The sequence below is a fragment of the Paenalcaligenes niemegkensis genome (genome assembly GCF_022230885.1).
Taxonomy (GTDB): Bacteria; Pseudomonadota; Gammaproteobacteria; order Burkholderiales; family Burkholderiaceae_B; genus Paenalcaligenes; species Paenalcaligenes niemegkensis.
In genome coordinates this window covers 251,610-274,653 of the sequence record NZ_JAKGCT010000004.1, presented here as the reverse complement: position 1 = coordinate 274,653, position 23,044 = coordinate 251,610, and the positions used below count along the sequence as shown (strand labels likewise).

Sequence of the window (23,044 nt, the reverse complement as noted above, 5' to 3'; positions counted from 1 at the left end):
TCATGATCTAAACAGCAAAGGCTGACAAACCTTAAATACTAAACACGATATAGAAATGCTAAATCATAAACGTGAAGTAACTACAGCTATTTTCGGGCGTCTGAATGTGTTTTCAGTTTGCGCCAAGACCCTGTCGTTTACTGAAGCTGCGGGGCATTTGCACGTTACCGCCGGCGCTATCAGCCAGCAAATCAAGCAGCTTGAGGAGTGGCTGGGCTTCAAGCTGTTTTTGCGGCTGACCCGCGAACTGGCACTGACTGAAGAAGGCGTGCGTCTGGCGACTGTGGTCGAGCAAAACTACGCCGCTATCGCCCTGGAAATCACGCGATTGTCAGGGGGTCATTTAAGCGGCATTATCCGTTTACGGGTGGTTCCCTCTTTTTAAGTATTTGGTTAATGCCCAGACTGGTCAATTTTCAAACAACTTACCCGCATATAGAATTAAAAATTGAAGCCGAAGACAGTTCACGCGCGTTATTGCCGGGCACCTTTGATTTGGCGATTGATTTAAATGACGGTGTGCAAAGTGGCCTGCAAATTACCCCTTTAATCAAAGAAGAAATATTTCCTGTCTGCTCTCCGTCGCTGCTGATCGACAACAAACTGGAAAAACCTGAAGATCTGCGAGCCTTTCCTTTGCTTCACGATATCACCGCATGGCGAGGCAGCCACCCCTATGCCGAATGGGAAGGCTATTTAGCCGCCATTGGGGCAACGGGTATTGATGTACGCCGGGGTTATATGTTTAATCGAAATCATGTGGTTATTCAGGCAGCGATTGCAGGCATGGGCGTGGCCATAGCCCGAAAAACCTTGAGTACCCACGAGCTGCGCTCGGGACAACTGGTCGCTCCCTTCAGCCAGCGTGTAGAGACATCCATGGAGTATGGTATAGCCTACTCGCCCGGCGCGCTGGATGACAGACGGATTAAAGCGGTGCACGATTGGATCGTAGACCAGGCTTCACAAAGTACTTAAGGGGGCTTAATACAGGAAGACGAGAAAACCGTTGCGGTTTTCTTCTTAAGAAAGGCACGAATTGGGGTACAAGCTTGGCAGTATTACTCGTAAAGATCGGGATCAGCTTTTGCCGCTGCGATTATTTTATGAAAGACATCACTGCTAAATCCGCGGCTGGCTAAAAAACGAAACTGGCGGGCGTACTCTTTTGATCAAGCGGTGCTTTACCAAACTTCCTATCCCACACTTCGTAAGCACGATCATATTCAGAGTGCCTCAAAGACTCGGCAAGCTCGGTGATTTTTTCAGCTTCAACACCATTTTGACGGAGTTCCTGCACAATACGCAGCGTACCCAATTTGTGGGCACGGCGATTGATCAGGCTTTGGGCAAAGCGATCGTCTGACAGCCACTTTTCGTGCTCTAGTTCGTCAAGCAAGGCCTCGATTTCCGAGGCCTCGTCGCTATGGCGCCGCAACTTGCGCTGCAGTTCAACACGAGAATGTTCGCGTCTGGATAAAAAATCGATAGCCCGAGCCTTTAGCGAAGGCCCCGAAGGTTTGGCCGATGCGGTTAAACGCTCGGCAAGCTCGTCGGGATCGGACTCAAAAGGCTCGTTATCGTAAACCATACAAACTTAATCTTTGGTTTCGGGGGCTTCGACTTCTTGGGGAGCGGCCTCTTTAGGGGCGGAAGCCGTGGCTGCCCCCATCTGCACGACGCCAAACTTCTCGCGCACCCGGTTTTCAATTTCACGTGCCATGACTGGATTTTCACGCAGAAACTCACGGGCATTGTCTTTACCCTGACCAATACGCGTACTTTCGTAGCTATACCAAGCCCCTGCACGGTCTACCACACCAGCTTGCACGCCCAGATCGACAATCTCGCCTTCCCGCGAAATACCGGCACCGTACATGATGTCGAACTCGGCTTGCTTAAAGGGTGGTGCAACCTTGTTTTTTACGACCTTGACGCGGGTTTCGTTACCCACGACCTCGTCGCCACGCTTGATTGAACCGATACGACGGATATCGAGACGCACAGACGAGTAAAACTTCAGTGCGTTTCCGCCGGTAGTGGTTTCAGGGTTGCCAAACATGACGCCAATTTTCATGCGTATCTGGTTAATGAAAATAACCATGCAATTTGCACGCTTGATGGTAGCGGTAAGCTTACGCAGGGCCTGGCTCATGAGGCGGGCCTGCAGGCCAGGAAGCGAATCACCCATATCGCCTTCGATTTCAGCCTTGGGCGTCAGCGCAGCTACCGAGTCGACCACAATAAGATCTACAGAACCCGAACGCACCAGGGCTTCGGTGATTTCGAGCGCCTGCTCGCCGGTGTCTGGCTGGGATATCAGTAAATCGCTTAGGTTTACGCCGACTTTTTGCGCATATTGCACGTCAAGCGCATGCTCGGCATCGACGAAGGCACACGTACCGCCGATTTTTTGCATTTCGGCAATGACCTGCAATGTGAGCGTGGTTTTACCCGAGGACTCAGGACCGTAGATCTCGATCACGCGACCCCGGGGCAAACCACCCACCCCCAAGGCTATATCTAAACCTAAGGAGCCGGTTGAGCAGACCTGGATATCGTGTTCGATTTCGTTATCGCCATAACGCATAACCGAACCTTTGCCAAACTGCTTTTCGATTTGAGACAAAGCAGCAGAAAGAGCCTTGGCACGCTCGGCTGTTACAGCTTTGCTTCGTTTATCGTCCATGAGGGATTCCTTGAATATTGATATACGGTAAAGATCGCGCAAACCATCAGTTAGCGGCTTGTATTTTTAGCTAAATCTTTTCAGCTGAACGTTTAGTTCAATCTGTAGTTGAATTATCGCATTAAATTATACTGTATAAATACACAGATAACCAGCAAGTTATAGCTTTGGGGCCAGAGGCCGGTGGCCGAACATGTACAGGCTCCAACGATGGCTTGCTATAACCCCGTCCACAGACACTATTGAGCCACAGATAAAAAGGTAGTGCATCATTAAAGGTAGAAATAACAATGGTATAAAACAGCCAGCCCAAAGGGCAACATAGCGCCTACCGAATCTCAAAATATGCGTCGTTACTTTGTTAACGAAGGTTAAAAACCATCACCGTACTTAAGATTCGCTGACTCGACAGTGTTGAATTTGGGCGTACAATCATCCTCCATTACTCCCACTCATTGCCGAAGCAATAGTACTGCTATTTGCCTTGGCCGCACCTTAAAGTCATTGTCCATGTGGTTTAAAAATTTACGTGTATTCCGTTTATCCCAGGCTTGGTCACATACGCCCGACACTCTGGAAGCAGCACTACAAGAGCATGCTTTTCAACCTGGTACCAGCCAGGATCCGGTCAGTGTGGGCTGGGTTGCCCCCGAGAAGGTGAAGGGCTGGTTCACAACCTGAATGGCCAGTTGCTGATCAGTGTACGTTCCGAAAAAAGCTGCTGCCTTCTACCGTTATTAATCAGGTTGCACGCATCAAGGCCCGCGACATCGAAGAAGAACAAGGCTATCGCCCGGGCCGTAAGCAAGTACGTGAGATCAAGGAACAGGTAATTACTGAATTAATGCCTCGCGCATTCAGCATCCATCGCGACACCAAAATCTGGATCGACACCAAAAACCTGTGGCTGGTCGTTGATGCCGCCTCCGCCGCCACGGGTGACGAAGTCATGGGTCTGCTGGCAAAAAGCCTGGATCCTTTTCCGGTGCTTCCTCTGTACACCGAGCTTTCCCCTGCTGCCGCCATGACAGCCTGGCTGGCCGAAGACGAGGCCCCCGCCAACTTCAGTATTGATCAGGATACCGAACTCCGCTCTACAAGCGAGAGCCGTGCCGTGGTTCGCTACGTACGCCAAAGCATCGACATTGACGAAGTTCGTAAACACATAGAATCCGGCAAACAGTGCACACGCCTGGCTTTGACCTGGAACGATAAGATCTCGTTTGTGCTGACCGACGGGCTGGAAGTGAAGCGCCTCGCCCCGCTGGATGTGCTGAAAGATCAAAACGACGCGCTTTCTGGCGACGATGCCGAGCTTTTCAACTCAGACATGACGCTAATGACGGCCGAACTGGCGCCCATGCTTAACGACCTTATTGAAGCCCTGGGTGGCGAAAAGGTTGTAATCTAAGCCTCTACGAAAAAAGCGTAACGGGCAGCCCTTGCCGTCCGTTACGCTTTGCGTTTCAGCGCCTTGGCTGCGTACGGCGTCTGCTATCGTTGACAGTCACAGGCCTTACCGCGCCCCCTGCCGGCGTATTAATTAATACATGCCATGAAACACGGCGTCTTCAGGCCCTATATGCGAAGGCGGGCTCCACGTGACATCACGCATTGAATGCTGGACCAGGTTCTCTACACCCAGCAGCACAGCAAAAATCGCCATTCGTACGGGGATACCGTTATCTGCCTGGCGGAAAATGCCCAGACGCGGATCATGATTAAGATCTGTGCTTAAATCATGGGCTCCCTCGCGACTGTCACGAGGCAAAGGGTGCAGGACAATAGCATCAGGAGCACAACAGCGGTCGACCACTTCTTTGCTTACCTGAAAATCTGCCGTATAACCCTCTAGCTGCTCATCCGAAAAGCGTTCTTTCTGCACGCGTGTTGCATAGATAACATCAGCGTCTTTAAGCCCTTCTTCAAGTGAATGGTACTGTTCGATTACATGTTTGCCTTGCCTGGCTATCTGCTCAATTATTTCAGCTGGCATCTCGAGGCCCGGAGGCGAGATCAGGGTGAACTTCAAACCCCGGTACAGTGCTAATAGCTTAACCAGCGAGTGCACAGTGCGGCCGTATTTCAAGTCGCCGGTGACGGCAATATGTGCGCCATCGAGCAACTTACCCAGACGCGAAAACTCGGTCAAGATGGTATAGAGGTCAAGCAGCGCCTGACTGGGGTGCTCTCCTGCGCCATCACCACCATTAACAACCGGAATGTTCGTGGCGCGGGCAAACTCAGCCACTGAGCCTTGCTCTGGATGCCGAATAACCATCGCATCCACGTAGCCGCTCATGACCCGGCTAGTATCGTAAATAGATTCACCTTTAGCCATCGACGAGAACGTAAAACCGGTGGTGTCACAAACAGAACCTCCAAGTCGACAAAAGGCCGCGCCAAAACTTACCCGGGTTCGCGTACTGGCTTCGAAGAATAAATTGCCCAGCACCGCCCCCTCAAGCACACGAGAGACTTTCTGCCGGCGTGCGATAGGCTGCATGATGTCGGCCACGCTAAAAAGTTCTTCTACCGATTCGCGCGTGAATTGCTCTACAGAAAGCAGCTGATGCTTTCCATTCGTGGCAATACGGTCACGTAGGGGCCCGGACTGTGCGCTTTGCGCATACTTGGCCAGTAATAACTCGTTTTCTACGATTTCAGTCACAAAACGCTGCACCACTTCAGGCATGCCGCGAAACTCTTGTGAGGCTTCGGGCAACAGCCACGTATCCAGCGCTCGACGTTTAACTCCGATACGAGCCGCGAAAATATCGCGCGTCAAATTCAAGCGACGCATCGCGTCACGCAAAAACACCTGTTGAGACACAGCCATTTCCACTCCTTCATAGAAACATAAACACAAATATACGCAATGCGCATATTTTATTTATAAGATGGGAGAAAAGCGAGAAGATTCAGCCTAAAAACCCAAAGATGGAGGCATAAGGCCCTAAGACGAGCTAGCCTTGTAGGCATAAACCGACGATTTTGTGGATATTCACATAATCGTGAAGAACAAAAACGGAAAAGCCATGCCTTCGCTATGGACAACGACGCCATCAACTAATCGTAATAAGGAAGAAGCGGAGGATGTGAGTCAGGCAGCCCAGATTGCATTGCTTCGTAATGCGTGGCTACCCCGGCCAAGGCAAAACTGAGCCAGCAGGCAATGACAAAGACGATAAGGCTCAGCCCGTAAGAGAGAATACTGCATAACATTGGCAACCAGTGGCCTCGCGCCAAACGTCCGGCCAGACTTTGGGCGAGCAGACTCACCCCCGTCAGATGCGTCCAGAATAAGCCGATGAACGCCAGCACAAGCCCCACCAGGTACATCATCAGGGGCATGCGCAGCCAGCCGGGGGTAAAAACCGACGGGATGGTGTCAAAAGCCGCCAGAAGCAATACCAGCACTCCGCCAGTGTTAAGCAATGCCACACTATAAAAGCCGGTATAGAGACTACGGTTAAGTAGACTGCCGTATACCGAAACACCATTATCGTGTGACATCTGTTCCAGCCTTACTGTGCAGGTATGCTAGGTGGCTGCGGCGCATTGGGTGCTGCGTCGGGAGCAGTATTCGGACCACGAGGGGTCGCGTCTTCTCCGGCAATAATACGTGCTGCGGTAAGCGCGTTTTCTTCACTCCCCACCATGAATACCAGACGCCCACCGGAAATAGGTTCGGAAAACCCCGGTACGGCAAGCATGGTTCCATTGACCACCAGCGCCAGGCGCTTGTTAATATTCTGGGAAGTCACGCGAGTCAGGGTACCGGCAGCCTGTTCATTTAAGTCCAGAGCCAGCAGACCGTCTCCGGCCTCACTGCGGCCCGCTTCAACCCCTGTTAAATCTTCAATGCCCAGAAAGGCCTCTGGCTGAACATAAAGTTTGCCGTCTGGCTCGATATCGACTTCAACCCAGTCTGTCTGAGGTTCAGTGTCAGCAAGGAAAATCAGAACAGGAGCCACTTGCTCTGCAGGAGCCGTTTGCCCGGTAGCAGGCGTTGCAGCCGTCTCAGTTTGTGCGGGAGCTGTAGCAGCAGATTGTGCTGCTGAATCGCTATCCTGCGGCACAGTTTGACATGCGGCCAGCGCAACCAAGCCTATAGGAGCAAAAATTCGGCTGATCCATCGTTTGCTGTGCATAAAACTTCCCCTTTATTTCAAAGTTACTATGAGCTTTGTATGTATGTAAGTAGTACGTATGTGAGTAAAAAGTTTAACAGCTTAGTACATTCTGTCCCGTTGAAGAATGTTAATTAGGCTTAAGCTGTGCTTTTGTTTCGCCACGCACTGTAATAACACGGCTGTCCAGTTGACGATTCCATGCATCGAACAGCTCGATAGTAAAACGCCCCGGTAGCAGCGACCACCAGGCAACGCTACCATTTGCAACCGTTTCACCGTTAACCCTCCACACCACAGGAACATCCGAGATAGCCCTTAGCTGCAAACGCTGATGCTCGGGCGGTATATCAGGATCAAAGGCGTACACGGTGCCAGATGTGGGCGAAAAAATCTGATTCTCGCCTGGCAATGCTGCAGAGGCGCCGCTGACTTCCGACAGTCTGACGTGGGTGAGCTCGGTGCCTGCTACGAAGTATTCGGTTCGGCCAGGCTCGAGCTTGCCCTCAAAACTGACGTTTTCAGTGCCGACGTCTGCGGGCGCATCAGGCTGTTGCGAAGGCCGCTCGCGATGCAGGTAGCCCATCACCTGATGCCAGACTGGCGCAGCCCCGCTGATGCCAGAGACATCCAGCATGGGTGAGCCATCGCTATTGCCCACCCATACTCCGACGGTGTAATCGCGACTGAAACCCACCGCCCAGTTGTCGCGCATATCTTTGCTGGTGCCCGTTTTTACCGCGCTCCAGAATGGCGTACTCAAGGGACTGTCCAAACCAAAGGTATAGGCGCGGGCATGCCGATCGGACAGAATATCGCCGACTATCCATGCTGCGCCAGGGGCAAGCAGCTGCGCTTTCCTCGTGATCCCGGAGGCAGGCACCGACTGCTGCACATGAGATAGCGGCGTGCTATTACATTCCGAAACATCTTTAGGCTGCAAAGTGGACGGCGCTGGCACTTTTGGCAGGGCGGCGGTCCACATGGGCGGGCTAAAGCAGCCCAAATTAGCAATAGCACGATATGCATTGGTCAAGGACAATAAGTCCACATCGGCGCTACCCAGTGCCAGGCTGTATCCGTAGAACTCCGCATCATGATTTAAAGGCAAGCCCAACGCTCTGAGCAAAGCCCAGAAATCGCTGACAGGCATCAAAGTCAGCGTGCGAACCGCAGGTATATTTAAGGAGGATGCCAATGCTTTGCGCACCGTAACCCATCCGTTGAATCGCTGGTCGTAATTCTGCGGCACATACAGCCCATTCGCAGTCTCCAGGCTTAGCAAAGAGTCATCCAGAAGCGAGGCGGCGGTCAGACGCTGGTCGGACAATGCCAGTGCATATAAAAACGGCTTGAGTGTAGACCCGGCCTGTCGCCGCGCAGCGGCATGATCCAGTTCTGCAGCTGCCGAACTATCGCTGGCCCCCACATAAGCCAGCACCTCGCCACTGGAATTACTCAACACGACAACTGCCGCATCGTCGACATGGCTACGTTGCAACTCGTGGAGATTGCCAGCTAGGGCCATTTGCACTTCACGCTGCAGCGCATAATCCAGGCTGCTCTCAATCACACGCAACGGATCAGGCAGGGGCGTTCGCCGCAGCAACTGGCGGGCGAAATGCGGAGCGAAATTCACTTCGTCCCACATTGACGCTCCTCCGCGCGCTAGGGCTGGCTGTAAAACAAAATCAATAGTCTTACACTGTTCAGGCACACCCATCTGTGCCAGTACGGCGCAAGCGCGCTGACGCAATGTCGCAGGATTCGCATTAGGCGCACGCAGCATAGCGGCGGCAATAGCGGCCTCAGCTGAGTTCAGCGCCGAAGCATGTTTCTGAAACAGCACGCGGGCTAATGCGTCCACCCCGACTATTTCGCCTCGAAAAGGGGCCAGATTCAAATACGCCTCAAGTATTTGAGATTTAGTGTAGCGCCCTTCCACCTCATAAGCCGCATAGGCTTGGCTGAGCTTGCCCTGCCAGGTCCGCCCCCTCGCCCCACGCCCGGAACTTTGTCCGATCAGATCCGCTAGCTGCATGCTCAGCGTGGAAGCGCCTCGGCGCCCATCCGTATCAACAAGCTGCGACCATGCGGCATTGGCGGCTGCAAGCCAGTCGACGCCGCGATGGTCCATGAACCGTTGATCTTCGGAGATTAGCACCGCCCGCTGAAGGGCAGGTGAAATCTCATGCAGGCTCAGCCAGTGGCCCCGCCGCTGACTAAAATCGACGCGTAGTTCTTGCACCAGCTTATGTTGACGGTCCAGTATCTGTATCGCAGAAGCTGGCGTTTTTGCCCTAAGTTGCTCATAAGAGAGCAAGTCGGCTCCCCAGGCCCCATTAACTGCAAAGGCAAAACTCAACACAATGCCTATGTCCGTAAATACGCGCATTCTCAAGGTTCTGCCACAGCGATATCCGCATTTGGGGTAGCGCCGTAAGCATCGGGCTCATACAAAGCCTCAACACGTGTATCGGGCAAGGTAAAACTGCCAGCTGTATTCAAGCGCACTGTATACTCCAGGTAATGGGTACCTGCTGGCAAATATTCAAAATAAGCCCTATAGCCATCAAACGCTCTCTCTACGTAGGTAGGTTCAGCGGCCTCCCTGTCCTCGCCCGCTATCGCAATGCTTGAATCCCTGCCCAGCCCGCTGCCCAGTACACTGGCTCCGCCGGGAACCGGATCATTCACCACAGTCCAGCTCATGGGCGCCTGGGCTTGAATCGTCAGACGCACAGTGTAGCTATCGCCCACGGACCACGTGTTTTCTGCTGCCTGGCTGACTGGCCTGATCTCGCGCTTGATGGTGTAGCCGGCCTCTAGAGGCTGAGTGGCGGGCACTGCGGCAAAAGATCGAAGCAGCGCCCAAATGTCTCCGCTGCCCTGATGGTCAATTGTCAGCCGCGTGGCTGCTCGAGGCCACGCTAAACTGACATCAGCCGTCTTCACACCATGAGTCTCGTCAAGCTCATCCCAGTCAATGATGCGAGTCTCATCCTCGCCAAGTTCTATCCGGCTGAGTCCCGCCACCCCTGCCGATGCAATCTGGTGTCGTAGTGCAAGGCTTGCCAGCACGTTTTCGGGAGTGGTGCCCCAGCGGCCTTTCTGCTGCTGTGAAATCAGGCCTTGTGTCAGGCGAGGTATATCTTCGCGCCAGGCTTGCTGTTCTTGAGCCCATAGCAGCAAGCGCGCCTGTGCAGTGACGGCGCTGCGCATCAGCCACCATTCGGCCTGCTGCTGACTCTGTGCTACCGACAAGGTGCTGCCCCTTTCAGTCAACATAGAACGCAGCAGACCGGTTACTTGTTCGCGCCGCGCGTCCGCAGATGCCACCATAGGTATACGGTCTGAAATACTTAGCCAGTCGAGCAAACTTTCGGCGGACCAGCGCTCTGGCGTGAAGGCAACACTATCCAGCATTGAGGCCTGCGCCATCTGGTTCCGCGACAAGGCTTCGATAACCATTAACTGGCGCTGTGCCTGACTATCTGGAGGCGACCAGGCAGCGGGCTTGACACGGCCCAGCGCCACTTGCTGCAAACCGTTAAGCATGGTCGATTTTGCCTCGGCAGGGATCTCGAAAGCAGGGTCAAGCGCTGCCAGTTCATCGGCCAGTACGAGTACGTAAGCAGTCAGCACCTCACTTCCCGCCACAGTGGGGCTGGGAAAATAGCGCAACAAACCATTGGTGTCTAGGTAGCTTCCTATACTTCCCATCAGATGATCCCACTGTCGTTGATCGCCCAGGGCTGCTGTCTTGGACACTTGCTGTTCATAGCAGGTGTAGGGATAAGCCTGGAACCAGCGTGTGACTTCAGGCATGTCGCCGGCCAGACTGGAACGCAACAATACCGAGAGATTTCCCAAAGGCTGTTCATTGCTATCTTTGAGCGCCCCCTCTGGCGGGGCCACCTCTAGTGTATAAGGCTGCCCGGCACTGATTCGAAGCAGACTGGCCTGCTGTGCAAGAACGGGGGTGGCTCTCAGCACGCGCTGGGACAATTGCAAACGATCCGTAGCAACAGGTGCATCAGATGTGGCAGAAGCCATTTCGGTAGCCACGACAGTCCAGCTAAAAAGACGCTCTACGGCAGCATCCTCACCGATCGGGACGACCACAGGCCAACTGAAGCGGTGCGCTGCTCCTGTCTTGATCGTCGCTCTCTGCGGAGCCAGCGTCTGCAAAAGTGTAGTCTGGCTGGAAAATTGGGGTTCAAGCGATATCTCCATGTCGCGATCACTGCTGTTTCGCACAGTAAACTGCGCCGTATAATGATCGCCCTCGCGTATCAGCTCCGGCAAGCCGGAAATCACCTGAAGGTCCTGAGAGGCCGTGATCGCAGCCGTGCCCATGCCGAAGCGTTGCGTTCCATGTTCGGCAATGGCAACCAGCTTGAACGTAGACAGCGTATCATTCAGGGGGACCATTAACTGAGCTTGCCCTTTCTCGTCCAAAACCGTGTCCGGCGCCCATAACAACAACGTATCGAGCAACTCACGGGTAGGGGCCCTGCCCCCGCCCCCGCCTGCAGGAATTGCCTTACGGCCATAATGCCGTCGCCCTACCACTTCGGACTGCGCCGTCGCGGTTGCTACACCATATTGGTGCTGCGCCAGCATGACGCGCAACACATCCCAGCTAGGATTTGGAGAAAGCTCCAGCAACGCTTCGTCTACTGCGGCAAAGCTGAAATGTCCGCCAGCTGCTGGCGATCCATCAGGCAAGGTCACTGACACTGTCACCCGGGCCTGATCTCTTACCGCATATCGCGTGCGATCAGCCTGGACTTTTACGTCGAGCTGATTTTCGTCTGTGCGCACTTCAATAGCAGCCAGCCCCAGGCGATAAGCCGGTTTGGCAAGGTCAACAGTGGTAGTGGGAGATACAAAATCGGAGGAGCCGTCAGACCAGGCGCGATACCACTCTATAGGCTGCTTCCATCCCCAGCTAAAGAATGATGACCATGAGACATCCCGCACCCGGCCCCGGATCGCAAGCACCGACACATAGACATTTGGCCCCCACTCCGCTTTTATCGGCAGGCGAAAGACGGGATCCCTCCTGTCTACCTCGATGACCTTGTATTCCAGGACACCTTCCCGCTCTACGCTTAGCAACACCGTTGCTTGCGCGAAGGGCATACGCACCTGGAACTCAGCCTCGTCCCCCGGTGCATACACTTTTTGCTCTGGAATCAGGTCAATACGGTCATCGTTTTCGCCACCAAACCAGAGCGGCCCACCCTGATTAAGCCAAAAGACTTGAGCGGCACGGGCCGTATTATTATCAGCATCTGTGGTCTGTGCGATCACTGTAATAGAACCGGCCTGTTTCAAGGCGACGTCGCAAGAAAATTCGCCAGCAGCATCGGTAGTACCTTGGCAGAGCTCGCCCAGGTCAACGTATTGCTCCTGATTATCATAACGATAGAAACCGCCCACCACGCGTTTTCGCACCGTCATTAACTTACGCTGCTGGGCGAGTAGCTGTACCGGCTCATTAGCCAGGGGCTCCCCTTCGGGAGACAGCACAACGGTTTTAAAGGTGGTCATCTCGCCCGCACTGCCCCATGATGGCGCCTGTACCCCCACAACTTTTGTGGCGGGCCACACAATGGTACTTTGACTTAATGTTTGTATCTGGCCATTCGGATCCGCAAAACTCGCTTCAAAGAGCCATTGCTCTGGAGAGCCGGCGCGAGGCAACTCGTCGATCCACAGTCTGGCACCCCCACTTTCATCCAGCACCAATGGACGCTTATCAAGAAACAGCCGCTGTCCTGCTGCAGGCCCTGCCTCATCGCGAGTTGAGTCATCATCCGTGACGTCAGCAAAAGAGTAGTCACGATAGGCAGCGAAACTCGGCGTGTAGCGCCTGGTTACCGCCGACAAACTCACCGGAAGCTGGCCTGCCGCACCTCCCGCTACATACTGCAGCTGCAAGTCTACGTTCACACCTTCGGGATTGACGAGTGTGGCTGATAAATCCTGATTGCTCAGCTTGATTGAGCCCTTAAGCAACGGCAGCTTGAATTCCTCGACTCTGAAGTGACTCGTCTGATACCAGCCATTTTCACTTGTCAGACTTAGGCTGTAGCGTCCAAGCGCCGTGTCTTTGGGGAGGTTAAAGGTAGAATAGGCACTTGCTCCGGATCCGCCTTCGCTTTGCCACTTCAGTGGCTGCTCTATGCTTTGACCAGAGCCTTCGTGTGTAATACGCAAAGTGGTGCTTAGCTGGTCAGCAGGAGGATTTAGCAAGCCTTCGCGTGTTTGGGCACGCATTATATGTTTCATGCTGACGACTTCACCTGCGCGAAACAAATCGCGGTCCAGAACCGTATGAGCCACGATATCCTGGATCACCCCGCGCCCTGTAGGCACATTGAAACGCCACGGCTCTATGCCACGATTCCAGTCCGATAACACGAAACTAAAATCAGCTTGTCCTCGCGCTTGAGCATGATCTGCAGGGATACGGGCAGAGGCGTAGAAGGCATCACTCGCGGATGCCCTGCAGTAACGTTGTTCCACAGCCTCTTTAATATGCAATACCCCGCTGTCATCGGTAACGCCGTTAAACAGCTCGTCGCCGGCACAATCCAGAACACGCACTGACGCGTTCGCCACCGGCATGGCGTCGTCCAGAGTCGTCACCCAGACTAAAAATCGTCTCGCCCATGCTTCATGTGTACTGACAGGTTGGTCACCAGCACACTGGTGCGCACATACATGGGTTCGGCATCTGCCAACAGCGCCGTCCCCAGCTTCTGCGATTTAGCCTCCAGCACATGAAAACCCGGCTCTGACAGCGGAATACCAATGAGTTCGAAGGGCCTGTCCTCTGCTGTCGGGGCTTTGGGCAGACTCAAGGTCTTGCTCTTAACCTTCAAGTGATCAAAAAGCGAAACCGTACGTACATCTACCTTGGGTGAATCATCACCATAATTAAGCTCGGCGCCTTGCAGAATTGCTTCAAGCTGCGAGGAGGCCAGAGTGGACTCGCCCAAACGGCGCAAGCGATTCATCCACGCCATGACTTCGGCATCGTCTTGCGTGCTGAAATCACTGACCGTGCCCGCTGACAGCGAAAGATCGTCGATTTGCAGCTCAGCCTCAATCGCGCGCACAGTGACTGGTACGGCCGGCGGGGCGAAGGAGTCGGAGCCATGCACGCCCGCGTGGCCAAATCTCTCGATGACACCAAAGCTCCCGGAGGCAAACTTCAGCAGAGGCGGATACTCAGCAGTGGCTAGTTTGACGGCCTGAAGTGCATGGGCGTTCTGCAGCTCACGGCCATCCTCATCACTAAAGTCCTCAGGCAGCTCAAGCTGCATCACCCCCTCTGGAGGGAAAGGCCCGATAAATTCAAGTGTCGATTGTCCAGTTATATAATCATCGTCGCCTGCCGATGGGAGCCACTCTTTTCCATCCGAACGTAGCCGCAGCGAAGCAAGCTTTTCAGGCGCCACATCGGCCGAGAAGCGAATCCGGATGGGAAGCAAGGGGTTGCATGGCGCTTGCGCATTGGTGCGCTCGCACAAAAGCTGAGCGCTAAACGGCTCTCGTACCGTGAAATCCACCACAATGGGATTAGGCAGGGCGATAGCAGTTCGCCCTTCGGCGGCACTGGCAAGCCCGGAAGCCACCACCAGTTTGAGCTGCGCACCGGGAGGCAATCGACGCGCGCACTGAAGCACCTGATCCGCCTGCGAGTCTAGCTTCGGATCAAAGTCGTAAACGGCACTACTCAAGATCTCGCTGCGACGCTCACCTGAGATCACCTTGACGGGTATGGCTTCGCCCACCCCTTTTAGCTGGCATGATGCCAATTGCTGTAATTGCCCGGAACTTACCGGTGTTGCGAAGCGCAAAACAAAGGCTTGCTCTTCAGAAACCTCTTGATAGTAGGGACGCTGACTTTGCAGCTCTGGTCCGGATGAGGAGAATTGATAGGAGGCTGCTGAAGTCGGGCTGATATCAGTACTGTTGGAAAAAGCCGGGTTGAGCTTGGCGCTGCACGAGACCCCTGCGGGCACTTGTTCGCTAAAGGCATAAGTCCACCGCTTGTCGTCCAGCCAACGTCCCGCACCGCTAACAGCGGGATCGTCACAGGCAACGATAAAGGGAGCGATTTGCAGGGCATCACCAAAAGCACTTACGGGCCTCGAAAACTCAACCGTGGCGGCACGTAATTCAGGGGTATAGCCCTGCGGACTGAAACGCGACACTTCTACTGTATTTGCCGATGCAATATTCGCGATGACTGCATAGGCGAAGAAAGAAATCAAGGCTGATAGTTTCATAGTTCGCGTTCAATAGGTAGACAGATACCCCTCACAGCCTATACCCTATTTCGACCCAACAGAAATGCAAACATACCCGTATAGACTTACACGTCGTCAGCGGCCTTGCCTCGCGCCAGCGGCGCACGGCTAAGCGAGTTGTTTATATCAACCAGTTTTTGCAGCAGCGCCACGAAACTGCGCGTTTCCTGCTGACTGAAACCCTCGAATAAGCGTCTGTGCATACGCGCAATACCTGCAGCAGACGTGCGCTGCAAAGCAGCGCCCTCATCTGTAAGAAACAGTCTCCTCTGACGTCGGTTAGCGGGGTAGATATTGCGCTTTAACAGCCCTTTTTCTTCAAGGCGTATGGCTACGCTGGCGGCTGTAGAGGTGTCAATGGCAACCAGCCCGGCAAGAGTCACCTGATCGATTCCAGGATTATCCGCCAAAACGTGCAAGATCATATATTGCACCGGCGTAATTTGCTTGCCAAGCTCGTCATGAAATAATGATGCGCTAATCTGATGGGCACGGCGCAACAAATTTGCTGGCTGAGTATATAACTCGTCAACGCCGCCTTTTAACGGTAGGGTAGTCATATATCACCTTGTCAAGAACTCACGTAAATCAATTGAACTGAGAAAACAACGCTTACTCACAGCCCCAGGCTTTATTAAGAGTTGCTAGTAGTACTATCATCATTGAGCGACCTCAATCAGTATCCTATAAGTTTGAGAGCTAATAAAATCCAAACCAGAACTCCATGCCCTTATCTTCAAAAAAAACAAAACAAGCCGACAAGCCTGATGCCGCAGCCGCCCAAGGCGCAGGCACCCACCACCGCAGTTTCCTAGCGGCAAACATTCATCGATACCCTTATCTCTGGGTCTGCTTTGCCATGTGTGTGGGGGTGATGGGCACGGCCCTGGCCAGCCCCTTATACCCGCTTTACCAGGAAGCCTGGAACCTCAGCGCGGGGGATATCACATTAGTCTACGTGGTCTATATGGCGTCCGCGCTGGCAGGTTTGCTGTTTTTGGGAAAACTCAGTGACCAGCATGGCTTTATGCCTATCTTACGATTTAGCATCATATTGGTGACCATTGGCATCACTTTTTCAGCCATTGCCTGGAGCTACGCCTCATTTAGCTTTAGTCGCGTGCTCATCGGCATGGCATCCAGCCTGATCGTAACCTCTGCCTCAATCGGGCTTACGCGCTTGAACCGGTCTTCTGACTTACAACGAGCCGCTGCAACCACCAGCCTGATGCTGGCATTCGGCTTCGGGCTGGGGCCGGTGATCGGCGGTCTTATCGCACAATGGAGCCCGGCGCCCCTGCGCATCAGCTACGTGCCCTCGATTGTGATGGGGCTGCTAGGGGCCTATGCGCTGTTCACCCTGAACCTCGAGAGCATCGGTATCAAAGCGATGCCATCTGCAAAAACACCGCCCCTAAGCAAAGCTGGATTCCGAGCATACTCATACCCAGGCCACCCTTGCGTCAGCCCTTTTTGATCGGCAGTTTTTCTGCCTTCAGCGCTTTCGGAATTTTCAGTCTGTTTGCCTCGCTGGCCCCCACCTTCATGTCGAAGATGATTCCCTGGCATGGCCCTGCTGTCAGCGGGCTGTCCATTGGTATTATTTTATTTTTATCAGCGTCATTTCAACTGATGGCCAGACAGTGGCCTACGCGTCGCAGCCTGGTAATCGGGCTAATTAGCCTGGGTCTGAGCAACATCCTGCTGATGGTCAATATGTTTGCGAACTCAGTGGTCATTTTTATTATCAGCCTATTGATTACCGCGCTGGGCCACGGTCTATGCTTGATTTCGGGCATGGCTATCGTCAATAAAATCGCTCATCCGAACCAGCGTGCGGCCTTGATTTCCACCTATCTGATAACCGGCTATCTGGGAGCGATTGTGCCTATCCTGGGGGTAGGCTGGATAGCCGATGCCTTTGGCATGACGTCTGCCCTGATTGCATTTTGCACCGCTATTGGTGGCTTGGCATTCGCACTAAGCTATATGGCTAAACGCTGCCCTGCCATTGTGTCACCTGAAGCCAGCCAAGGTGATCAGTAAGCTGGCTTCAGTATCAAGGTCTAGTAGCGGTAAACCGCTGCCAGACCAGAGCCGCTGGGCATGATCTCTGAAGGCACGACCATGACACGACCGCCGTTGCGCAGCACAATCTCGGCGATATCATCAAGAACATCGTCAGCATCAGGATCACTGAAACTACCTAGAAATTCGATCTGTTCGCGTTCGGTATTGAGCCGCCCTGCTATGCGAAGATCAGCATCAACCAGAAGATGCTCAACGCGTCCTGCCAGTGAAGCCACATACACTTGCTCGATATCGTCTTGTGAGAGCCCTGTGCCTTGAGCCTGCCTAAACCTGTCTATCTCGTCTCGGGTACGCTGATGATAGATGGGTTCCATCACTTTCCAGACACGCTCGAGCAGATCGCTGGTTGTGAGGGCCTGTGGATCGACAGAAACCCCTGTTCGAGCAAATAGGGATTATGCGAAAGCTTTCTGAATACCCCCTGGTGCTCAGGCAAGGTGACGAGAATCAAAGGCAGCTCTGCTGGCGCCGTATATTCCTCATGTGTAGCCCGGTCTACCGCTCGAAAGTAGTTCTCGGTATCGCGATCGATTTCGTCTGAGCGCTCGATATGATGAAGCTTCGCGCTAGTAACCGCTTCGGTGTGGTCAGCTCCGATGACATCTTCATTGCTATGCGGAAAGGTGGATGCCGTAGCAATTTTATCAAGGGCATAGCGATTTCCCTCGTAGAGCACGGCAGAGTTACGGCTTAAGGCCAGCACCTGAAAACGGTCAGCTGTTTGCATGTCGCGCAATAGTGGCTTTAAATGCCAGGAGTCAGCAACCACCGCAAAGTCCGGCACCGGGCGCTGCACTTTGAATACATGCGATTCGTTAGCACTGCTAAGTACCACCAGACCGTCAAAGTTCTGTTTCCAGAATTCGGTATCTGCAGCCAGCTTTTTGAACGGTGCCAGCAATGCGCCTTTGTCGAGATCGCCATTAAATTTAGCCAATGAGGACTCGAGTTCTTTGATCAGGTTCTTGAAGCGAATGACATCTTGCCCGTTATCAGGAAAAGAGCGGTGCGTTTTTTGCGAGATGGATAAGCAAGGACCATTTTGTTTGCTAAGTAGTTGGGCGAGTAACTGATTATTGAGTACATGCATGTAAGCTCCTTAGACGCTTTCAACTGGAGGATCGATGCGTTTGTGCGCGTCGCTACGTTTACCATTGCCTGATGCTTTCTCTTGTGCTGAACGTACAGCACGCGCCAGCTGCTTTGCCGCGCCGGACAAAGCCAGTTCGATATCGGCCGCCCGGTGCTCGGCAACCACCGGGGAAGCCCCGCTACCCGAGCTTCCAGCAGGCACTTTCGGTCCGTGGCACCACCGCGATCGCTATTCACGTCGCGCAGATGAGCCTCTACTCGGGTGATTGAGTCGGAAACATGCTTTAGCTCTTGACGCAGCACACTCGTGACACGTTCACGCAAATTGTCTGTATTTTCAATACGGGTGTCGGTGTTGGTAATAATTTCCATGCTGATGCCTTATATAAAAATACGTAAAATCCGAAACTCTACTGTTTATCTTAGCAAAAACTAAAACCCTTACCTGTTACGAAGACCAAGGATTAGCAACCCCATCATAGCGAAGGCTAATTAATAGCACTAGCTCTTATGCCACTAATTGCTAACAGCCAAAAAAACGATATAGTGGGTCTACCCCCATGCCCAATCACAAGGAAGCCGTATGTCTACCCGCCTTGACCAATTTGCCGTAACCCGAAAATGGCCCGCCTCGCACCCTGAGCGCCTGCAGCTGTATTCCCTGCCTACACCCAATGGAGTGAAAGCCTCGATTATGCTGGAAGAAATCGGCCTGCCTTACGAGGCTCACCTGGTCAGCTTCGAGACTAACGATCAGCTTACTCCTGAATTCATTTCGCTCAGTGCAAACAATAAGATTCCGGCCATTCTTGACCCCAACGGCCCTAACGGCGAACCACTCGGTTTATTCGAATCCGGCGCTATTCTTATTTATCTGGCGGAAAAATCCGGACTCTTGTTACCTGATGATCCTGCCCTTCGTATGGAAACCATACAGTGGCTGATGTTTCAAATGGGCGGCATCGGCCCCATGTTCGGTCAATTGGGTTTCTTCCATAAGTTCGCAGGAAGAGAATATGAAGACAAGCGTCCGCTCGAACGCTACGTCACTGAAAGCAAACGTTTATTGCGCGTGCTTGAGGTGCAGCTAAAAGACCGCGACTGGGTCACAGGCCCTGATTACACTATTGCTGATATCGCAATTTTCCCGTGGGTGCGTAACCTGATAGGCTTCTACGAGGCTGCCGATCTGGTCGAGTTCGATAAGTACCCGAATGTACAGCGTGTGCTGGCGGCATTTGTAGATAGGCCCGCCGTACAACGAGGCCTGCAAATACCTGCCAGAAACTAGAGGCTGAACCGTGACATGACCTAAAAGTCGTGGCTTTTAACGGCTTGGCAGCGGTATAAACTCGCTGCTATCCAGGGGGGCAAGGCAATCCGCCCTGCTACCCAATCAGCTTTGGCCTGTTCTATACGGTCTTTGCTCGATGATACAAAATTCCACCAGATATGGCGCGGTCCCACGGCTTCGCCCCTAACAGCATCACTCGCACAGGGCTAAGGGCCACGATTTTCGGATCAGTGTTTTCTGCAAACACCAACATATTCCCCGCCTTGTAGCGATGGCCGGCATGCTCGACAGTACCTTCTATTAAGTACAGAGCACGCTCGGCATAGTTTAAGGGGAGCGAAATAGAGCCTCCCGCCATTACCTGCAAATCGGCATAGAACAAGGGCGAATGCGTTTTCACAGGCGAACGGCACCCAAAAGCCTCGCCGGCGATCAGCCGCCCTCGCCATTTTTCATCGTCCAGCCGTGGCAGCACCGTAGCCTCATAATGCTCAAAAGCCGGCGCTTGCTCTTCGAACTCTGTGGGCAGGGCCACCCACGCCTGAATACCATCCATTGAACCGCCTGTCGACCTCATGTCGTCAAAACGTTCTGAATGACTAATGCCGGATCCGGCCGTCATCCAGTTCAGGTCGCCAGGTATAATGGCCTGCTCGATCCCCAGGCTGTCGCGATGTGTCATGCTACCTTCAAATAAGTAGGTGACAGTAGACAAACCGATATGAGGATGCGGCCGCACATCAGCCTGATGTGAAACAGGAGCCTCCAACTGCTGCGGCCCCATACGGTCAAAAAAAACAAAAGGGCCCACCATACGACGCTTGCGAAATGGCAGGATCCTTTCAACATCAAAAGCACCAATACTTTGCACGCGTGGCTCTATAAGCAGTTCAAGCATAATGCCCCTCTTTCCTATTAGATGAAAGCCCAGTCAGCTTTATAGACCATAGCAGATGAACGAAGTCCAAAGCGGCAGAGTCTTGCGTTCTATTCAGCATCCAGTCTGTTCAGCACCGTAAAAACACGTCATTTCATGGTTCAATACGTCATCCCTTGTTTAACGTAATAATAATGAATCCCAGTATTTCCAGCACCACCACCAGCTCCGGTACTACACCCTCTTCCTCCTTAGACTCCTCAACTTTACTCGCCATTTTTTCGCTGGCCATGGGTGCATTTAGCATCGGCACCGGCGAATTCGTCATCATGGGCTTATTGCCAGATGCAGCTGATGACCTTGGAGTCAGCATTCCTGGGGCCGGGCATCTTATCAGCGCCTATGCCCTAGGGGTTGTCATTGGCGCCCCAGTTCTGGCCGTACTTGGCGCCAACTGGGAGCGCAAGCGCCTGTTGATCGCACTCATGGCCGCTTTTGCCGTGGCCAACTTTTTCAGCTCAGTTGCTCCAGGCTACTTGAGTATGAATGTAGCCCGCTTTATCAGTGGATTTCCACATGGCACCTACCTAGGCGTAGCCGCCTTGGTCGCAGCAGGAATGGTTCCCCGGCATCGGCGCACCCAATCCGTTGCATGGGTATTAATGGGCTTAACTGTAGCTACCTTGATAGGCGTGCCTATAGCCGCAGCCATCGGGCAATGGTTTGGCTGGCGCTCAGCCTTTGTGATTGTCGGGCTGCTTGGCCTGGCAGCGCTGGGCTGCATCCTGCGCTTTGTACCGAAGTCTGCCCCGCAGCGCCGCACGCATCCCCTAGCCGAACTGAACTCGCTTAAGCGGCCCCAGGTTTGGCTGACACTCGCGATTGGTGCAGTAGGCAGCGGCGGCCTTTTCGCCGTGTTCAGTTACGTCAAACCCACGATGATGAACCTGGCAGGTGTAGGCGAAAATACCATCCCCGTTATCCTGGCGCTGTTTGGCATAGGAATGGTGGGCGGGAATCTGGTAGGGGCGTATTTGGCAGACAAGAATTTAGAAGCAACCATCCGGGGGATTTTAATTTGGGCCTTCTTTGTGGTGGGCGCCTTCTTCTTTACAGCTAAACACCCGATTTTAGGCTCCATCAATATCTTGCTGGTGGGCACGCTAGTGGCCCTGGGCCCTGCTCTTCAAAGTCGATTGATGGACGTGGCCGGCGACGCACAAACGCTCGCTGCCGCGCTGAATCACTCTGCATTTAACGCCGCCAACGCCCTGGGCGCCTGGCTGGGCGGTGTAGGAATAGCGGCAGGCCTGGGCTGGGCCTCTACCGGATACATTGGCGCGAGCCTGGCCATCAGTGGCCTGCTTATCCACTTTGTGTCCCTGCGTTTGATGCGTCGCCACACTCATATTTAACACTAACCGCATATTTTTCTATTTTAGTCATCCTAACGTCACAAAACTTTGGTTTAATGTAATCGATTACATCACAGGCCAGTTGCGATATGTCGACCATTCAAAAAGTAGCGAAAGAAGCCGGGGTTTCAGTAGCCACGGTTTCGCGCACCTTTAATTTGCCAGACAAGGTAAATGCAGAAACTCGAAAAATAGTCGAGCAGGCGGCGGCACGGCTGCGGTATATACCGAATGCCAGTGCACGCAGCCTGCGTACTCAACGTAGTCAAACCCTGGGCGTGGTGCTGCCTACGCTAAACAACCCGGTGTTTGCCGAATGCCTGCAAGGCATCGCGCAGGCTGCCGCTGCCGCGGGCTATTCCATCATGCCTTTCACGACCGACTATCTGCTTAAGCAAGAAGAGTCCGCCGTACGCGCCCTTCATGGCTTTGGTGTGGATGGGCTGATTCTGGTGGTATCTGACCCCAGGGCATCGGCCACATTAGACTTTGTGCGCGAACAGAACATTCCCTATGTTCTGGCCTATAACAGCAATGACGAACACCCCTGCATCTCGGTGGATAATCCCGCTGCCTTCGCCCGGATGGTCGCGTATCTGGTATCGCTGGGACACCAGCGCATCGCCATGGTCAGTGGCCGACGCAGCGACTCAGATCGCGCTCAGCAGCGATACAGCGGCTTTCTCGCAGGAATGACAGCCGCCGGATTACAGCCACACCAAGCTATTATCGAAGTTCCTTTTATTGACAATGCCGTCGATCAGATTGTGCAGGCCCTGCAACACAAACCCCGCCCAAGCGCCCTCGTGTGCTCGAACGATTTACTGGCAATACGAGCCATTCGAGCCGCACACCAGCTAGGCTTGCGGGTTCCTGACGATATCAGTATTACAGGCTTTGACGGCATACGTCTGGGCCAGGATCTCACCCCTTCATTAACCACAATTTCTCAACCCAACGCCGATATCGGCCGTTATAGCGTCAGCTTGCTTATTCAATGCTTGAGCCAAGGTAGCAAGCCAGGCCCATCGGCCAGCTTGCTGCTGAATTATGTCTTGTGTCCCGCCGAGTCCAGTGCCCCTCCGTCCCAGGTGCTGGGTGGCTAAAACGACAACATCTATTT

Annotated in this window: 17 protein-coding genes and 4 pseudogenes; 8 read left to right on the top strand and 13 right to left on the bottom strand. The window is 53.5% G+C overall.

Annotated features, from left to right (window positions below; translation table 11 throughout):
- Nucleotides 1-55: 55 nt before the first annotated feature.
- Both L1889_RS05230 and L1889_RS05225 read left to right on the top strand, forming a co-directional pair.
- Nucleotides 56-385, top strand: a complete 330-nt coding sequence (locus tag L1889_RS05230; RefSeq protein WP_238664239.1) for a LysR family transcriptional regulator — start codon at nt 56-58, stop codon at nt 383-385.
- 11 nt (nt 386-396) lie between these two features.
- The gene (locus tag L1889_RS05225) at nt 397-978 is read left to right on the top strand and encodes a LysR substrate-binding domain-containing protein (protein WP_238664237.1); all 582 of its coding nucleotides are present in this window, start codon (nt 397-399) and stop codon (nt 976-978) included.
- 83 nt (nt 979-1,061) lie between these two features.
- Here L1889_RS05225 and L1889_RS19090 read toward each other — a convergent pair.
- The 3 genes and pseudogenes from L1889_RS19090 to recA all read right to left on the bottom strand — a co-directional run.
- Nucleotides 1,062-1,139 (bottom strand): annotated as a pseudogene (locus L1889_RS19090) (hypothetical protein); the annotation flags it as partial.
- The gene (recX, locus tag L1889_RS05220; RefSeq protein WP_238664236.1) at nt 1,139-1,591 is read right to left on the bottom strand and encodes a recombination regulator RecX; all 453 of its coding nucleotides are present in this window, start codon (nt 1,589-1,591) and stop codon (nt 1,139-1,141) included. The gene recX and the pseudogene L1889_RS19090, both read right to left, overlap by 1 nt.
- A 6-nt stretch (nt 1,592-1,597) precedes the next feature.
- Complete coding sequence (recA, locus tag L1889_RS05215; RefSeq protein ID WP_238664235.1) at nt 1,598-2,689, bottom strand: recombinase RecA; 1,092 nt, start codon at nt 2,687-2,689, stop codon at nt 1,598-1,600.
- A 510-nt stretch (nt 2,690-3,199) separates the two neighbouring features.
- Between recA and L1889_RS05210 the strand changes: the two are divergent.
- A pseudogene (locus tag L1889_RS05210) lies at nt 3,200-4,100 on the top strand (recombination-associated protein RdgC).
- 132 nt (nt 4,101-4,232) lie between these two features.
- Here the strand turns inward: L1889_RS05210 and L1889_RS05205 are convergent.
- The 7 genes from L1889_RS05205 to L1889_RS05175 form a co-directional block, all read right to left on the bottom strand.
- Nucleotides 4,233-5,528: an aspartate carbamoyltransferase gene (locus L1889_RS05205; RefSeq protein WP_238664234.1), complete on the bottom strand. Its 1,296-nt coding sequence runs from the start codon at nt 5,526-5,528 to the stop codon at nt 4,233-4,235.
- 230 nt (nt 5,529-5,758) lie between these two features.
- Nucleotides 5,759-6,205 (bottom strand): hypothetical protein, encoded by a 447-nt coding sequence (locus L1889_RS05200; protein ID WP_238664232.1) that lies wholly within the window; start codon nt 6,203-6,205, stop codon nt 5,759-5,761.
- A gap of 11 nt (nt 6,206-6,216) precedes the next feature.
- Nucleotides 6,217-6,843: a SecDF P1 head subdomain-containing protein gene (locus L1889_RS05195; protein ID WP_238664230.1), complete on the bottom strand. Its 627-nt coding sequence runs from the start codon at nt 6,841-6,843 to the stop codon at nt 6,217-6,219.
- Between the two features lie 109 nt (nt 6,844-6,952).
- Complete coding sequence (gene pbpC / locus L1889_RS05190; protein ID WP_238664228.1) at nt 6,953-9,217, bottom strand: penicillin-binding protein 1C; 2,265 nt, start codon at nt 9,215-9,217, stop codon at nt 6,953-6,955.
- Nucleotides 9,218-9,219: 2 nt separating this feature from the next.
- Nucleotides 9,220-13,461: an alpha-2-macroglobulin family protein gene (locus L1889_RS05185; protein ID WP_238664227.1), complete on the bottom strand. Its 4,242-nt coding sequence runs from the start codon at nt 13,459-13,461 to the stop codon at nt 9,220-9,222.
- Between the two features lie 26 nt (nt 13,462-13,487).
- Nucleotides 13,488-15,131 (bottom strand): hypothetical protein, encoded by a 1,644-nt coding sequence (locus L1889_RS05180; RefSeq protein WP_238664226.1) that lies wholly within the window; start codon nt 15,129-15,131, stop codon nt 13,488-13,490.
- An 86-nt stretch (nt 15,132-15,217) separates the two neighbouring features.
- A complete protein-coding gene (locus L1889_RS05175; RefSeq protein WP_238664225.1) occupies nt 15,218-15,712 on the bottom strand; it encodes a MarR family winged helix-turn-helix transcriptional regulator in 495 nt (164 codons plus the stop codon).
- Nucleotides 15,713-15,876: 164 nt separating this feature from the next.
- Between L1889_RS05175 and L1889_RS05170 the strand changes: the two genes are divergently transcribed.
- Both L1889_RS05170 and L1889_RS05165 read left to right on the top strand, forming a co-directional pair.
- On the top strand, nt 15,877-16,629 hold the full coding sequence (locus L1889_RS05170) for an MFS transporter (protein ID WP_238664224.1): 753 nt from the start codon (nt 15,877-15,879) through the stop codon (nt 16,627-16,629).
- The gene (locus L1889_RS05165; RefSeq protein ID WP_238664222.1) at nt 16,611-17,198 is read left to right on the top strand and encodes an MFS transporter; all 588 of its coding nucleotides are present in this window, start codon (nt 16,611-16,613) and stop codon (nt 17,196-17,198) included. The genes L1889_RS05170 and L1889_RS05165 overlap by 19 nt, the downstream gene beginning before the upstream one ends.
- Nucleotides 17,199-17,218: 20 nt before the next feature.
- On the opposite strand, the pseudogene L1889_RS05160 reads toward L1889_RS05165, so the two are convergent.
- A pseudogene (locus L1889_RS05160) lies at nt 17,219-17,970 on the bottom strand (baeRF3 domain-containing protein).
- 372 nt (nt 17,971-18,342) lie between these two features.
- Nucleotides 18,343-18,537, bottom strand: coding sequence for a hypothetical protein (locus L1889_RS05155; RefSeq protein ID WP_238664220.1), 195 nt, complete (start codon nt 18,535-18,537; stop codon nt 18,343-18,345).
- Nucleotides 18,538-18,918: 381 nt separating this feature from the next.
- Here L1889_RS05155 and L1889_RS05150 point away from each other — a divergent pair, with 381 nt between their 5' ends.
- Nucleotides 18,919-19,626 carry a glutathione S-transferase C-terminal domain-containing protein gene (locus tag L1889_RS05150; protein WP_238664218.1) on the top strand — a complete coding sequence of 236 codons (708 nt, stop codon included), beginning with the start codon at nt 18,919-18,921 and terminating at the stop codon, nt 19,624-19,626.
- A 36-nt stretch (nt 19,627-19,662) separates the two neighbouring features.
- On the opposite strand, the pseudogene L1889_RS05145 reads toward L1889_RS05150, so the two are convergent.
- A pseudogene (locus L1889_RS05145) lies at nt 19,663-20,527 on the bottom strand (pirin family protein).
- Between the two features lie 173 nt (nt 20,528-20,700).
- Between L1889_RS05145 and L1889_RS05140 the strand changes: the two are divergent.
- Both L1889_RS05140 and L1889_RS05135 read left to right on the top strand, forming a co-directional pair.
- Nucleotides 20,701-21,921, top strand: a complete 1,221-nt coding sequence (locus L1889_RS05140; protein WP_238664217.1) for an MFS transporter — start codon at nt 20,701-20,703, stop codon at nt 21,919-21,921.
- A gap of 89 nt (nt 21,922-22,010) precedes the next feature.
- Nucleotides 22,011-23,027, top strand: coding sequence for a LacI family DNA-binding transcriptional regulator (locus L1889_RS05135; protein ID WP_238664216.1), 1,017 nt, complete (start codon nt 22,011-22,013; stop codon nt 23,025-23,027).
- Nucleotides 23,028-23,044 lie beyond the last annotated feature (17 nt).

Excerpts from the sequence above, each read along its gene's own strand:
- recX (WP_238664236.1), bottom strand. The coding sequence starts at position 1,591 with ATGGTTTACGATAACGAGCCTTTTGAGTCCGATCCCGACGAGCTTGCC.
- L1889_RS05150 (WP_238664218.1), top strand. The coding sequence starts at position 18,919 with ATGTCTACCCGCCTTGACCAATTTGCCGTAACCCGAAAATGGCCCGCC.
- L1889_RS05140 (WP_238664217.1), top strand. The coding sequence starts at position 20,701 with ATGAATCCCAGTATTTCCAGCACCACCACCAGCTCCGGTACTACACCC.
- L1889_RS05195 (WP_238664230.1), bottom strand. The coding sequence starts at position 6,843 with ATGCACAGCAAACGATGGATCAGCCGAATTTTTGCTCCTATAGGCTTG.
- L1889_RS05170 (WP_238664224.1), top strand. The coding sequence starts at position 15,877 with ATGCCCTTATCTTCAAAAAAAACAAAACAAGCCGACAAGCCTGATGCC.
- L1889_RS05135 (WP_238664216.1), top strand. The coding sequence starts at position 22,011 with ATGTCGACCATTCAAAAAGTAGCGAAAGAAGCCGGGGTTTCAGTAGCC.
- L1889_RS05225 (WP_238664237.1), top strand. The coding sequence starts at position 397 with ATGCCCAGACTGGTCAATTTTCAAACAACTTACCCGCATATAGAATTA.
- recA (WP_238664235.1), bottom strand. The coding sequence starts at position 2,689 with ATGGACGATAAACGAAGCAAAGCTGTAACAGCCGAGCGTGCCAAGGCT.
- L1889_RS05185 (WP_238664227.1), bottom strand. The coding sequence starts at position 13,461 with ATGCCGGTGGCGAACGCGTCAGTGCGTGTTCTGGATTGTGCCGGCGAC.
- pbpC (WP_238664228.1), bottom strand. The coding sequence starts at position 9,217 with ATGCGCGTATTTACGGACATAGGCATTGTGTTGAGTTTTGCCTTTGCA.
- L1889_RS05175 (WP_238664225.1), bottom strand. The coding sequence starts at position 15,712 with ATGACTACCCTACCGTTAAAAGGCGGCGTTGACGAGTTATATACTCAG.
- L1889_RS05205 (WP_238664234.1), bottom strand. The coding sequence starts at position 5,528 with ATGGCTGTGTCTCAACAGGTGTTTTTGCGTGACGCGATGCGTCGCTTG.
- L1889_RS05200 (WP_238664232.1), bottom strand. The coding sequence starts at position 6,205 with ATGTCACACGATAATGGTGTTTCGGTATACGGCAGTCTACTTAACCGT.
- L1889_RS05230 (WP_238664239.1), top strand. The coding sequence starts at position 56 with ATGCTAAATCATAAACGTGAAGTAACTACAGCTATTTTCGGGCGTCTG.
- L1889_RS05180 (WP_238664226.1), bottom strand. The coding sequence starts at position 15,131 with ATGAAACTATCAGCCTTGATTTCTTTCTTCGCCTATGCAGTCATCGCG.